This window comes from Chloroflexota bacterium (assembly GCA_023475225.1).
In the GTDB taxonomy this organism is placed as follows: Bacteria; Chloroflexota; UBA6077; order FW602-bin22; family JAMCVK01; genus JAMCVK01.
In genome coordinates this window covers 1-14688 of record JAMCVK010000045.1, presented here as the reverse complement: position 1 = coordinate 14688, position 14688 = coordinate 1, and the positions used below count along the sequence as shown (strand labels likewise).

Annotated in this window: 9 protein-coding genes; 4 read left to right on the top strand and 5 right to left on the bottom strand. The window is 53.3% G+C overall.

Annotated features, from left to right (window positions below; translation table 11 throughout):
• The 3 genes from M1136_11495 to M1136_11485 form a co-directional block, all read right to left on the bottom strand.
• Positions 1-381 carry a hypothetical protein gene (locus M1136_11495; protein ID MCL5076247.1) on the bottom strand — a complete coding sequence of 127 codons (381 nt, stop codon included), beginning with the start codon at positions 379-381 and terminating at the stop codon, positions 1-3.
• Positions 382-3222, bottom strand: coding sequence for an exonuclease domain-containing protein (locus M1136_11490; GenBank protein ID MCL5076246.1), 2841 nt, complete (start codon positions 3220-3222; stop codon positions 382-384).
• Between the two features lie 112 nt (positions 3223-3334).
• Entirely contained in the window at positions 3335-6736 is a 3402-nt protein-coding gene (locus tag M1136_11485) for a CPBP family intramembrane metalloprotease (GenBank protein ID MCL5076245.1), read from the bottom strand.
• 216 nt (positions 6737-6952) lie between these two features.
• Between M1136_11485 and M1136_11480 the strand changes: the two genes are divergently transcribed.
• Both M1136_11480 and M1136_11475 read left to right on the top strand, forming a co-directional pair.
• Positions 6953-7756 carry an HD domain-containing protein gene (locus tag M1136_11480; GenBank protein MCL5076244.1) on the top strand — a complete coding sequence of 268 codons (804 nt, stop codon included), beginning with the start codon at positions 6953-6955 and terminating at the stop codon, positions 7754-7756.
• Positions 7756-8436 (top strand): PHP domain-containing protein, encoded by a 681-nt coding sequence (locus M1136_11475; protein ID MCL5076243.1) that lies wholly within the window; start codon positions 7756-7758, stop codon positions 8434-8436. Before M1136_11480 ends, M1136_11475 begins: the two co-directional genes overlap by 1 nt.
• An 8-nt stretch (positions 8437-8444) precedes the next feature.
• Here M1136_11475 and argS read toward each other — a convergent pair whose 3' ends face one another.
• Positions 8445-10097, bottom strand: a complete 1653-nt coding sequence (argS, locus tag M1136_11470; protein ID MCL5076242.1) for an arginine--tRNA ligase — start codon at positions 10095-10097, stop codon at positions 8445-8447.
• A 166-nt stretch (positions 10098-10263) separates the two neighbouring features.
• Between argS and M1136_11465 the strand changes: the two genes are divergently transcribed.
• Together M1136_11465 and M1136_11460 are read left to right on the top strand one after the other, a co-directional pair.
• Complete coding sequence (locus M1136_11465; GenBank protein ID MCL5076241.1) at positions 10264-10785, top strand: GNAT family N-acetyltransferase; 522 nt, start codon at positions 10264-10266, stop codon at positions 10783-10785.
• Positions 10786-10886: 101 nt separating this feature from the next.
• Positions 10887-11717 (top strand): hypothetical protein, encoded by an 831-nt coding sequence (locus M1136_11460; protein ID MCL5076240.1) that lies wholly within the window; start codon positions 10887-10889, stop codon positions 11715-11717.
• A gap of 489 nt (positions 11718-12206) precedes the next feature.
• Here M1136_11460 and M1136_11455 read toward each other — a convergent pair whose 3' ends face one another.
• Entirely contained in the window at positions 12207-14201 is a 1995-nt protein-coding gene (locus M1136_11455; GenBank protein MCL5076239.1) for an endo-1,4-beta-xylanase, read from the bottom strand.
• Between the last annotated feature and the right edge of the window lie 487 nt (positions 14202-14688).

The window sequence follows — 14688 nt, the reverse complement described above, 5'->3', positions numbered from 1 at the left end:
TTACAACTCTACTTCAACGATGTAATGACAACCATAGCTAGCAATCTCATGAAGCCCAAGGATGATATGCCATTGTCCAGGCAACAGCTGTCCGGGCAGATAGCCGGGGGTAGCTTCCTGTTCACTGATGAAGAAGCGAGAATGGGAGACACCACTCCACCCCCTAAATCCTCCACTTAGAAAAGCGATACCTCGACTATCAAAGATACCAATATCGAGTATATTACCGCCCTTCGAACTCGGCTCCGCGCCGAGGGGGTCGCTATAGGTGTAGGTGACGTTGATCCGGTGGGTATGTGGTGGTACCTCAAAGGGCAGGTAGTGATAATCCTTGATCTCTTTGTCGGATGGTGTCAGCTCACCTTCGAAGACATATCTCATTTAGTCAACAACCCTCCTCAGCCAGTCGGCAGCGGCGGCCGGCAGGTTGCTGATCGGGCCATAACGGAGCGTACAGTGAGGCAATGAGCGAAGGAAGAACTGTCCGTATGGCCTTGTCTGAAGGCGGCGATCGAGAACAATGAATATCCCTCTGTCTGTCCGACTGCGAATGAGCCGCCCAAAGCCTTGTTTGAAACGGAGAATTGTTTGAGGAACGCTATACTGATTGAATGGCTCTTCATACATTTCACTGCGGGCGGCAAATACGGGATCTGTTGGTACGGCGAATGGCAGTCGGGTGATGATGAGAACACTCAAGGCCTCTCCAACAACATCAATCCCCTCCCAGAAACTGTTCGTTCCGAGCAGAATTGTCCTGGGATTAGTCTTAAATGTTTGGAGCAGCTGTCGTGATGAGCCATCAAGTCCATGTCCTAAAACCAGGATATTCTCTCTCTCAAGAGGCTGTCGAATAGATTGGTGGGTCTGTTGTAGTTGAGCACGCGAAGTGAAGAGTATAAGGGCACGCCCCTCTGTAGCTCGACAAATGGCCATAATAGCTTGTTGCAGATGATGTTGGTAGTGCGGCTTCTCTGGTTCTGGGATATCATCGGGGATGTAAATCAGCGTTGAGCGTTCATAATCGAAGGGTGAATCAAGGAGGAGCTCATCGGCGTAAGGTAACCCCAAGCGTTCCTTAATATAATCGAAACGACCAGCGATGCTGAGTGTGGCTGAGGTAAGAATGACCGTCTCCTTTGTAGCGAAGAGCTGCTTAGCCAGGATTTCACCGACGCGCAGTGGCACGGCGTTGAGGGTGATTTCCCCATTGCTGCCACTGCCCGTTATCCAGTAGATTTGGTTGTCCGAAGGATTAGAAACAACGGCGTTAATCTGTGCTTGAAGTGTTTGGTTGAGGAGGAGTGAGGCTGAGATCTCTGTGATCGATTCGTCATACTCGGCGATAGCCTGTCCCTTCATTTGCTCGAGGGTGAGGGCGATCTTAGCGAGCTTATCTTGGATTTCAGCTAATTGCAGATGTAGATTGTCCCAGGCGATCTCCACTCCACCCCAGTTGGGTTGGCTACGGGTGTTTCTGGTCAGGCGTAAGCGGGTATCATAGCCGCGACTCTCCTGAGCGTGTTGTCGCAGGAAGCTATTGAGGGTCGAATAAAAGCGCTGGGTTGATTCCCGGGCTCGGTTGATGCACCCGTAGATTTCTTGAATCAGTACCTCTACATCTCCCTGTACCGTGGCCGGCACGGTGCTATTATGAAAACAGCTCTTTATCTCAGCTAATAATCCGCCACGTCGTTCGGGAGTGAGAACTTGACTCAAATCGTCCAGGTAGCTGTAAATATCCCGCTCTGTAGTGTTGAATCCCAACTGGTCGGTGGCCACATCCTCGAAATGGTGGGCCTCATCGATGATGAGGTGGCGATAGTCCGGAAGTATCTGACTGTTGGCCACCATATCAGAGAGCAAAAGAGCGTGATTAACGATAATGAGGTGTGCCGCTTCCGCTTGATGGCGAGCGTGGTAAAGAAAACATGTCCCTTTAGCATTGTATGGGCAGCGTGTTCCGAGGCACAGCTCAGCTGGAGACCAAATCTTGGCCCAAACTGGTTTTTGGGTATCGGTGAGGTTCAATTCAGCCAAGTCTCCGGTTAGGGTCCATTGTAGCCAGACCAGAATCTTGACCAGGGTCGCTATTTCATCTTCAGTAAGTCCCGGATGATGCCGCAGCGTGGCGAACCTTCGCCGACACAGATAGTTGCTACGTCCTTTCAGCAAAGCGGTCTTAAAATTTAGGGGCAAGATCTGTTTGAGCTGAGGAATATCCTTCGTATACAACTGATCCTGAAGGTTTATGGTGTTTGTAGAGATGACGATATGTTCGCTGTTCTCGACAGCAAAATAGATGGCCGGCATCAGGTAGGACATCGATTTGCCCGTGCCGGTCCCGGCTTCCACGATGAGCTGTCCTCCTTCATTGAAGACCTTTATGATGGATTTGGTCATTTCAATCTGCTGCGGCCGATATTCGTAGCTGGATAGCGTTTTGGACAGTAAGCCATCTGGCTCGAAGATCTCAACAAGTTTGCTTTCCCCCAGCTGTTTCTTTCGTTCGCTAGGCGTAAGGGTTTCATATTTCTCACCGAGGAGGAGCAACTCCAGAATAGCGTTGTCGCCCTCCTCTTTTGCGGCCAGTCTCTGGCGAATTGAGGTACCGTTATAAGCCAGGCGACTTTTCTCCTTCTCAATCTCCAGGAAGAAGCATCGTAGCGGCCAACTACTCTTGGCCGTAAGATGGTTGATCTCTTGTATCACTGAGATATCTAACTCGAGAGCCAAGTTCGTGAGGGCTACGAAGAGCTCTTTCGTAACAAGCGCATCGGCCGCAGCGCGGTGTTGTAGGGTATGTTCCAAGTGAAAATGCTCGGCCAGGGCAGCTAGACTACGGTTAGTTAACTGGGGAATAAGGATATTGGCCAATTCGAACGTATCGATTTGGGGGTTAGTCAGGGTGATCCCCTTGCGTTGAAGGCAATTGAGGTCGGAGGATACGCTGTGGGCCACAATAGGGTGATCCTTGACCAACTTGACCAATGGCCCAGCCACCTGGGGCAACTTTGGGGCCCGATCAACATCGGCCTGCTTGATGCCAGTGAGGATTTGGATATTAAAGGGTATGGAGCGGCCCGGATTCACCAGGGTTGACCAGGTATCAATAACGGTATCACCACGAAACTTTATGGCGGCGATCTCGATTATTTCCTGCTCCTCAGCTCGTGGGCTGGTCATTTCCAGGTCAAGTGAGACATAGATTTGGTTCATCATTTTTTACTCTGGTCTTAGATGGAAACGTCTGAACATTATCTTTATTAGGGAGCGATGGTTGCTCATTGCTGATTATAGCATTGGGCACGATGCAGGGGGAATAGGGCTTCTCTTATAGAGAAGACCGTCTCGCTTGAACATGCTTGATCACGGGCAAGAGAGGTAGGAAGGCCAAAATGAGTACGAGCCAACCATTAAGGACAAAGAAAGAATTCGATTGCCGGATGAGGAATAAGCTATCGCGTAATAGGAGGATGGACCAGGCCGTAAATAGATAGATTGCCGCCCTGTGGTCTGCGTAGTAAGAGATGATCACGGCTGCAGAGAGCACAACCAGGAGCCAAGCGATAGCTAAGAAGATATAATCGGCTGGAACCCTCGCCTCCTGATTGGTGAATAGCACCGCTCCTAACCAGATAAACAGGCCCACCAGCATCGGCCGACGGGCCATCTTCCAGATAAGTAGCACGACGGCCAGCATGGTGAAGCCATCGAGAAGGATCGTACTGACGGCACCCGTCATGGCGTCGATAGAGGGCAGCGAGGCGTTGATCAGGTTTACAGGAACGGTCGATTGGGCGCGTGCAGTGGCTAGAAGGAAGTGCTCCTGGCCCAACCGATAAGCGAGTGTACCCATAAAAATTAGGGGTAGGAGTAAAATGGCGGTCAAACCGGCATCGTAAAAGGTCCGTTCTGGAAAGGCAAAGAATCTCATGAATTGGTGGTGTAGTTTGGGCCTGTTGGGAAACAACTCGTTGTAAAGGGAATCAGCCACACCGACGACGATGACGGTACGCGCAAAGAGGAGTCCAATATTTCTCAGGTAATCGGCCGCCCGCCAGATGAGGAAATGGTCGACACTGATGGTGCTCCAATAGCTGGCCATCAAGTTGGGAAGGTGATTCACATCGCCAATGATCGTGGCGAGAACAACGAGGGTAGCGGCGCTTATTGGCAGCTGTAGTTTGAGGTCGCTGGACTTGAATCTGAGAACGAAGAGCAGGAGGAGGGCTACGGCTATCGCTAGCGCGACAGCGCTACGAATGGTGGCGAGGATGGCATCTAAGGTCGTGTTCTCGGCCAGTGAGCGGTCAAAGGATTCTGGCGTCTTGAAAAAGGAGCGATACTCGCCAATTTGATCACCCTGAATATGAATAAATAGGCGAAAACGGCCCGCGGCGATGGACTTATCTTGCCTCTCCCAGATGAAATAATGGTCAACTCGCGCTGGTCGTTTCTGACTTGTCGAGCTGACGATCTTGTAGAGGCTCAAGTTCACCCCTTGCTTGTCCAGAAAGTGTTCGGCGATACGTTTTGCTTCGGCTAAGTCAATTGGCGCCCCTGGGGCTGCCTCGGGTAGAACATGATTGAAGCCACGCACTGTGCCTTCAGGCCCCACCCATATGTAGAGCTCCTCTTTTTCAAGGGGTTTAAAGTAGCGAACTTGCCAAAGGTAGGGATGGAGTTCCTGAATCAGGAGCTCGTTGGTGGCAGCAGTGCCCAGGTGTCTAAGTAGGTAGGTGGTATCATTGTCCTGGGACCAGTCAACAAAGGTGGTTACAACTGACCATCCCTGCTGGCTAACGCCTATTTTGGACAGATAATCGTCGGCTATAGATTTGGCCTGGCCCTCTCCGATCCTGAGATTTAGGGAATCACCCAGGCGTGGTGTGCCGACCAGGTGCAAAAAGAGAAGGGCCACCAGTGACAAGGTGGCCAGGAACATGAGTCGTGTCTTGGGAAGGGCAATGGGTGGTTGCACCTCACGAAGAACGGCGGTTCTTCGCAGCGGTATCACCGCTACCTGTTCTCCTGGCCGTAACTCTTTATTAGCCAGCAGGAATTTCCCTTGCAGTTTGGCGAGGGCTGCAGGGATAAGAAACACAGCTGGTAAAGCTATGACTATGATGGCTGAGACTTGCAGGTAACGGTTGCCGGAAAGCAGAAAGAGCCCACCGACAACGCTAGCGTTATACACGTAGTGGCTGGTGAGCGTGGCCAGGAGGCCATAACGCAGAAAAATCAAGCCAGAGACGACGCCCACAACGGATAGCTCGATAGCCCTAATAAAAAATGGCTGTTGAGGATAAGTGCTGTGTAGCGAGGCCCAGATAAGCGCTGGGGGAATGAGGGCTGAGGCTACTATGAGCGATCTGGGAACCTTGAGGGTCAATTTGAACGATTTGTCGGCTAGCCAGCGAGAGGCGATGACGAGAAAGAATGGTATGGCGAAGAGGCGGAAGACGAATTCCTCACTTATAGCCGCCCCAGCGCCCACAGTAAGAGGGTAGAGGAAGGGTAGAAAGGTGCTCATTAGATCCGAGTAAGGAAGTTCCATTGGTGACCAGACACCAAAGTAGCGGATGCCTAGCCAGTAGAAGAGACAGACATATCCCAGGCAAACCCCAGCCATAGCGTAGCCGACGGCGATGGCCTTGACGAACTCCTGAGAATGTAATCCCCTTTTCGTTATTAGGAGGTGTAACGGCACACGTTCACTGAACATTTTGTTGTATAACGCCGCTCCACTCGCGCCAGCGAGCACAACGATCGCCCCCAGCGGTATAAGCCCCATCAACAGGGTGCGCATCCGGTCTAATAGGTATCCTGCTAGACTGGATGTGGTTGGATAATCGGTAAGAAGCAGTGGTAGAGAATTGAGCCCAGCCGCCGCAGCGAGCACGACTAGGGCAATGGTGAAAGGCAGGACGAAGCCCCAACGAATTTCGCCCTGACGCAATTGGAATAGAAACATGATGGCTATAGCCAAGCTCAAGCCGAAATAGGACGTCCAGCCGACCAGAGCAAGGAGTCGTCCACGGTCAGACTCCTCCGTCTGTCCGCGTAACCATGTTTCAGGAACCTTAACATATTCGCCAAAGGCACCAACCTGGCCTCCCTGGATGGTGACGTAGAGTCGGTAAGTGGCCTCGCCCAAAACGGGGCTATCGCGTTCCCAGGTGAATTGCTGATCAACACGGTTTATCTTTTGCTCACTGCTGCTGCCAATCAAGTGGTAGCTGGTGAGGTCAATATGGCGGTCTTCACGCAAGAATTGCTCGGCCAGCTGTTGGGCAGCTGTGGTGGTAAGGCTGGCACCTGAGCGTTCTTCGGACAGGGTGCGCCTGAATCCAACGAGGCGAGAGGATGGATTGAGATAGACGTTGAACTCCTCGGCCTGAAAAGGCTTGAAGAATCTGACTCGCCAATACCAGATAGAGACCTCTTTGGCTAAGCGGTTCAGGGTGGCTGAACCGGCGAGGTGTTCGATATAGCTGCGTGCGGCCTGGTTGCTTTCGAAGCTTACTACACTGTGATAGCCAGAGGGATCAAAGCCGCGCTCCTGAAGGAACTGCTCGGCCAGGCGGCGGGCTGCTGGTTGAAGAATTTTAAAATCGATGGAGGCGATCGGGAAGCTGTACTCTTGCAGGAAGAGAGCGACGATCAGTCCAAGACAACCCAGGAGGATGATGAACGGGAATACCCAGTCCCTCTTGCCTTGCGTTGAACCCATATCCCTTATGCTCCTAGGGTAGCACCTCGTTTTTTCCTCAATAGAGGAGGTAGGGCCTCGCTGCTATCCCATTATAAGAGGAACTGACTGGCATAACAAGGAAGAGGGGACTAATCCTTTGGTCGAGCCGATATCGCTCAGGGCTCCTCGCCTTGTGGCATCCCAGAGTATATGTTACAATTTTTCCATACGTGGATTCCTGCTGAGGAGCCCTGTGTGACCAGCGAAGAACTCAGCTATTTTGTCGAAGAGCTATTTGCTTCCCCTCAGATGCAAAGTCTTTGGGAAATCAAGGATCGGGGTATGCCCGTATTCGCGCACACGATCGACGTCGCTCTTCTTTGTCTCGAGGCCTTCCCGGAGTGGCGCGAGAAGTTCCCCACCATGGATCTTACCGTGGTGATCGTTGGTAGCCTACTGCACGATCTGAGTAAGGTAGCTGCCCGGCGGTCTAAAACCACCACCCATAGCCAGATTATGAGTAGTGAGCCTACGCAGGCTGTGGCTGAGGCGATAGATTTGCTCGAAAAGATACAGCTGCGGACAGGTATCCTTCTTACACTGGGGGAGCTCGATCATATCTGGCATATTATCGCCTCCCACCACGGTACGTGGGGGAAGGTATCCCCTTGGACACCCGAAGCAGCCCTTGTCCATCAATGCGACTACCTCTCTGCGACACAGCATCGGGTGGCACCGGTCGATGCCAATGATATCGTGCCCTTATTAGAGGAAGGGTTATCCCTCAAGACCATTGCTGCCCAACTTGATGTTAGCACGAGCGTGGTATACCAGCGTTTGAAGGAGGCCTGTCGGGCTGAGCGGGTCGACGATGGGCGCGAGCTACGGCGGCGATGGCAGGAGCGAGGGTTCGTGTTAACTGGCTCGTTGGGGCGCATGCGTCAGCTGGAGCGAGCCCGCCACATTGTTAAACGTGCTCGCGAGGCACCCAGGTGCATAGTAGAGGTCATCACCGAGGCTGCTACCGGACGTCAGCCACGTAATTTTGAGATTGGGTGATGGAAGGGGAGAGTCGGTTGCTAAGGGCCGATCTGCACGTACATAGCCAGTTCTCTGGGGATGGCCAGATGTCGCTGGCGACGATTGTCGCTGTTGTTCGGAAGCGTGAACTGGACTGTATCGCTCTGGTGGATCACAATACAATCGCTGGCGCCTTGCATCTTCAGGAGATCGCCCCCTTCAAGGTCATTGTAGGCGAAGAGATAGACACCTCGGCGGGGGAAATAACAGGTTTATTTCTCAAGGAGGGGATTCCGCCGCGGTTGTCGCCGGAGGAAACGATCGCTCGTATCCGGGAACAAGATGGCCTCATTTGTATACCGCACCCATTTGATCGACTACGCCGCTCACGGTTGAAGGAAACAATTCTTCTGAAGATGGTGCCCTTGATTGATATCATAGAGGTGTTCAACTCCAGGGTTACTCTGCCTGAGGATAATCGCCGTGCCCTTTCCTTTGCTCAGAGACATAATCTACTCTCTGGCGGGGGAAGCGATGCGCATATGGCCTGTGAAATCGGCCGCACCTATGTTGATCTGCCGTCATTTGATACGGCGCAGGAGTTCCTGGTGGCCTTAAGCGAGGGCAAAGTAAGCGGTAGGACGTCTACCCCCCTTGTCCATCTGGCTACGACGTGGGGCAAGTTTCAGCGCAAGTATCTCACCCCAAATCGGGGTTGATCGTTGCGCTACATATGATCGGGCGCATGTATTCCCATAAGGTTTAAGGTGTTGGCCAGCACTATTTTGGCTGCCCTTACCAGCTTAAGGCGGGCCTTGGAGAGGGCTTGATCTTTAGAGACGACACGGCACTGCTTATAGAAGGCGTGAAAGACGGTGGCCAGGTCTTGGGCGTAGTACGGTAACAGGTGTGGTTCCAGCTGCTGGGCGATGGTCTCGACCAGCTCAGGCAGAAGAAGCATCTTTTTTATGAGGAGTAATTCTGGCTCTTTCCGCAGTAGGCGGAGATCGGCATCACTCAGATCGCGCTCTCCGGCGTAGCGCAAGATGCTAGCGATACGGGCGTGGGCATATTGAACGTAATATACGGGGTTTTCGGCCGACTGGGTCTTAGCCAGGTCAAGGTCGAAGTCCATCTGGCTGTCAGCTGAACGGGAGAGGAAGAAAAAGCGGCAGGCATCTGCACCCACCTCATCGAGTACTTCGCCCAGAGTGATGAGGTCACCACTGCGTTTGGACATGCGGACGATCTCAGCGCCGCGCCGGAGGGTGACCATCTGATGGATGATTATTCGTAGCTTTTCCTCTGGGATACCCAAGGCGGCGATGGCCGCTTTCATGCGGGGAACGTGTCCCTGGTGATCAGCGCCCCAGATGTCGATGACCCACTCGAACCCACGCTCCACAAACTTGTCATAATGATAGGCTATATCGGTAGCGAAGTAGGTGGGTATGCCTGTGCTGCGGACGAGGACGTTATCCTTGTCCTCCCCCATGGCCGTGGAGGCGAACCAGATAGCGCCCTCTCGCTCCTCCAAGTAGCCTCTCTCCCGGAGCATCTCCAGCGTCTTGTCAACCAGGCTACGCTCGAAAAGGCTTTGCTCGCTGAACCAGACGTCATAGTTGATGCCCAGGGCGGCCAGGTCTGAGCGTGCTGAGTTTAAGATCTTTGTCATAGCAATCTTACCCAGTTCGGCGGCAGCCTGCTCAGGAGGTAGCGGCTGAAAAGAGTGGCCATACTCGGCGACAATCTCCTTGGCCAGGTCGATCATATAGTGGCCGTAATAGCCATCGGTGGGCATTTGGGCTGTCTGTCCCAGCTGCTGGAGATAACGAGCGTAGATGGAGTTATTGAAAGCGTCCATTCGGCTGCCCGCATCATTTACATAATATTCACGGGTGACCCGGTAGCCGGCTTTCGTCAGGATATTTCCTAAGACGTCTCCCAGGGTACCACCGCGCCCAAAGGCAGCGGTGAGTGGTCCCGTTGGATTGGCGCTGCCAAATTCTATCTGTATCTTGGCCCCCCGGCCGAGGCCGATTCGGCCATAATCTGGGCCAGCCTCGAGGATGACGTCCACCTGCTTGGCCAGCCAGGCGTCACTGAGCGTGAAATTGAGAAAACCCGGTGGGGCCACCTCTAGCTTCCCTACGAGTTCCGCTCGCGGCAGGTGGTCAGCCAGAATCTTCGCTATGGACAGGGGATTCAGGCGTGCCGCTCTAGCAAGTTTCAAGGGTAAGCTGCTGGCATAGTCTCCATACGCTGGATTTGAGGGGCACTCGATAGGAATGTCATTTATATCTAGGTCAGGAAGGGCACCTGTTGTCTTTGCCCTTTCCCCTGCCTTTCTAAGCAGGTGTACCAACTCACCCTTGATCACCGTTTGTCTCCCAGACTCAGAATATCTCGCCGCATTATAGCAGTTTCCATCGTCTTGCGTATGGGTTCGTGCACCAGTATAATCTCCCTACGGCGAACCTGGTCGCTTGCTGTCCTGACCATAGTTAGGGGACTTCTGAGAGTTGTGGTTGGAAGGAGCGTAAGGTGTGATACAGGGTGAGAAGGTCAAGCTGCGATCGCTGGAGCGGGAGGACCTCGATCACTGGTGCCGCTGGTTTAACGATGCTGAGGTCATGCAATATTATCCTGAGAGGATATATCCCTACTCCAGGGCCGATGCCGAAGAGTTCTTCCAAAGAGTACAAGGGAGCCAAACGGATAAGGTCTTTGCCATCGAAACTAAAGAGGGGCTCTTAATCGGCAACGTGGGTCTCCACCATATCAATTGGCCGGCACGCCATGCTGAGTTGGGTATAATGATCGGTGAAAAAGATTACTGGGACAAAGGCTATGGCACTGATGTGATTAAAACAATGGTACGCTTTGCCTTTGAGAAGATGAATCTACAGCGGATATACCTGCGGGTAGCCGATTTTAATGCCAGAGCTATAGCTTGTTATAAGAAATGTGGCTTTAGAGAAGAAGGTCGCTTGCGTGAGCATACCTATAATAACGGCCGTTATATCGATGAGCTGATCATGGGCGTGCTTCGCACCGAGCTTGTTTAAGGGCCCGGACCTGCCGCTGTCCTGAAGGCAAGATGACGACCTGTTTGTCTGACGTAGAGCCAGTCCGGTTCCAGTGAAACTTACTGATGGAGGATTGATTTATGAGCCGTTCAATAGCAAACAAACCACCCGAAATATCTCCGGAAGTGCGTGGAATCATCGTGCTGACTCCGGCCGAGTCGAAACGGCTGATCGCCAAAGCGGTGGTCACCCTACCGCAGGTTCGCTGGGCAAGGGAGCATGGTCGCCTGGCAATTGCGGCCGGGACTACCAACGCCTTCATCGCCGAAGAGGTGCTGGGGAAGCCCCTTTCCAAGTTTGATTACGCCGCCGGTGTCATCGCGGCTGGACAGTTGGCTGAGACTCCGCGGGAGCGGCGCACTTCCCCATGCATTTTCCGCCGGGGGCAAGTGGTCAACACATCCTTGCTGGAGATCGTCAAGGAGTTTGACGGCAATGACGTATTCATCAAAGGAGGGAATGCCGTTGATCCTCAGGGATATGCCGGTGTCCTGACAGCTGATGACACGGGGGGAACGATTGGGGCTGTCCTGGGTATACTGCTGGCGCGCGGATCACATCTGATCGTACCGGTGGGCTTGGAGAAGATGGTCCCATCAGTGATTGAGGCCTCAAGGAAGTGTGGTATATTCCGTTTTAAGTATAGCTTGGGCAGCCCGGTTGGATTGATGCCCCTGGTCAATGCCACGGTCATCACCGAGATCCAATCTTTACATATCTTGAGCGGTGTGACAGCTACCCATGTAGCTTCTGGGGGTATCGCTGGCTCTGAGGGCTCTGTGGTGCTCGTGCTGGAGGGCAACGATGAACAGGTTGCCCGTGCCTTCGAGCTGGTCAGGGGTATCAAAGGAGAGAAGGCTATAGACAAGGGGGCGGAGGTGACCACGCGCCCCTTGCGCTTTTCATCCTAATTAGAGAGAGTGTTGCATATCCCCCCCAAACCCCCGCAGGGGGCTCAAAGTAGCCCTGCGGGCTTTTTTGTGGGGTGCCCTCACCCCCTGGCCCCCTCTCCCGCAAAGCGGGAGAGGGGGGAGTGAAGCTAGGGCGGAGCTCTAGAACCCTCCCAGAAGGGGGTGATCCCCTTCTGGACTACCCCCGCTCCGGTGGGAAAAGAGGGATCTGACCATTGACCGCACGTCGACACACACAATCTTGGTGGGGCACATCCGAGAGACCCTTGCCAAAGGGGCTACGCCCCCTTGGAACCCCTGTTGTTCAACGCTCTCTTTTTGGGTATAGGCTCGCAGCTCTGCGAGCCCTCGGCTTATTTGTGATCCGGGGGAGGAGATCCTGATTGCTGTCACGATTTTCAACTCACTAGGGAGGACGGTTTCATACGTGGATGGAGGAGGCGAGGGGGGCGTGTTTTAACACGCCCCCCTCGCCCGAGTTGGCGGACTCTACTTGGGCATATCTTTCACTGCGCTATAGGCAGGACGAGGGCTCCAATCCGAGTTGATGATACTGAACGGGTATTTCTCATCAGTAGGAGGCACGGCGGTAGAGAAGTTGAGGTTCCAGATGAACATTGCTCCTACCCAGCCCCACTGCTTGGCCTTCTCGAAGGCACGCACGATATAGCGCGCTTGATCCATATCACTATTGTCTCGCCCATACTCATAACCAGGGGCCAGGTTATTGGTGCTCCAGCCGAACTCGGTGCACCAGATCTTCTTGTCAGTGTCTCCCCACTTTACCATCACCTCGCGCAGCTGCTTAATCCGATCAAAATAGAAGCTCCAATGTCCCTTGAAAGTGGTCGAGGGAACGGTGCGGTGATCTGGTGTGTCATCCGGCGGGTTGTTATAGCCTCCCGGATGGGCCCCCACAACATCGTAATACTTCTTGATCTCACCGTTATTGTAGGTGTACATCTGCTCAAAGTAGATGAGATCATCTACCGCTACATTGGGATCGTTCCAGCCGGTAGGGGTGAGGGCGCCAGAGACGACGATGGCATTGGGGTCCACCGCTTTGATGCGGTTGTAGGCTACCTTTAACATCTCCACATAATCACCAGCGTTGATGCGGCCACCACCCCACTCGCGGCTGAAATTCTGTTCGTTCCAGATCTCGTACGCCTGCACTTTACCCTTATAACGTTGGGCGAGAGCGGCAACGAAGTTCCCTAATTTGTTCAGATCGTCGGGGGGGCCATCTACGCCGCCTGCCCGGCGCGACCAGGCTGGAGCGGTGACGATGCTGAAAAGCACATTGATCCCATAGTGCTGGGCATTATTGGCTATGGCATCTGTGATTTCCCAGTCAATCTTGCCCTCGCTTTTCTCCATATCGGACCAGCGGATCTGCTGCTTCACCCAACCGAAACCGGCATTGCGAATTAGCCCAAATATGCGTGCCTGATCTTGGAAGGGCAGATGGGCCTGCATGCCGTAGCCAAAAGCGGTGAGGCTGGGTGGCGAAGCGACCGGGGTGGGGGTCGACGTAGGGTTAGGGGTAGAGTCTGAAACGGGGGCAGGGCTTGGACTTGTCAGCGGCCCATCTGCCTCAAAGGCATCTTTCATATTAGTATTCGGTAGTTCGCCTGGCCGGTTGAGGCCATTGGGGGCGGCATTGTTGTACTGCTTGTAGAAACGGCTGCCCTTCGCTTGGGAGTCGAGGTCAGGGGGTAAGTTATTGCCGGTTATAATGGATTTAAAATAATCACCGAGCAACAGACCCTGTGTCAGACCGGTCGCCTGGTCGTAGTGCATCACCCCACGTTGAAAACGCAGGTAGGCGAAATTACGGTTGTTGGGATCGTAAGTGGGTGCGCTGGTGGGCACGCCCCACATCTCCAGGTTGACGCCGGGCATCCAGTTGGGGTCACCATTGCCATCAGGATAAGCATCGCTGAAGGAAACGGTGGTGGCGAATGTGCGGTAAAAAGCCGTAGGAATATTGTTCCAGGTATCCGGGGCCTTGTTTTTAACAAAGGTGATGACCGCTGTAGCGTAGCCAGGGCTACCAACCGCTGGTGCCTGATTGGCAATATTTTGGTCGAAAGAGGGAAGTACTGCTCCCTGGATCACGTTGTAAGGCATTACTTCACGATCGAGTAGGTTGAGTTGTCCAACTGTACCGTCACTCTGGAGCTGCATTACCCTTCTCTGGAAAAACTGCACCGGCGATCCCAGCAGGGTGAACTTGCGGGAAACTGGATAGCCGAAGGTGCGTATGCCGCCACGCTTGTTGAAGTAGTCCCAGAATTTATCATCACTTATCCTGAATCCGGTTTCGGCAAAATAACGGGGATCAGGAGCCGCCTGTACGTTTGCGGCAGTCGTCCGTGGCCTCTCGGCCAGCGCCACCGCGCTGGTAGCGATTCCGTTAGTTGGGGGGAATATTCCGGCCAGTAAGAGCAGAGAGCAAAGAACCCAAGTCAGCCTCCTCATTTACCTTGCCTCCTCAGTTTGGTTTGGGGTTAGCTCTATTCGCTGAAGTGTATGCCCTCGTTTGAGGCTACTGGTTAATCCTGCTGTCTTCACCTCCATCTTAAATGGTTTGCCTGGGCCTAATTTTAGGGAGATCTAGGATCGGGGTGCTCCTCGTCAGGATCGTTGGTGGCTAGAGGCGGAGGACTTCCCCGAATTAAGGAGCAATCGGCGGGAGGGATTATAACATGGGATGAGAAGACCGACAAGAATATATTTGGAGAGGGTTCCACTAACTCACAAAGTGACCGTACCTGTCGCCTTCGCATGGTATAATATTCCCACACCGCCGCCCGACGGAACAGCACGCGATTGGAGGACGGATGCGTCCAAGAGTTCGCAGTTGCAAGTGGGGGAAAAAAGCGATAGGCTCTCATATAAGAGAAACCAAATACTTACAGAGGAGAGCCTATGCCGACGATCGAATTGACCGCCAAAGTAATTATAT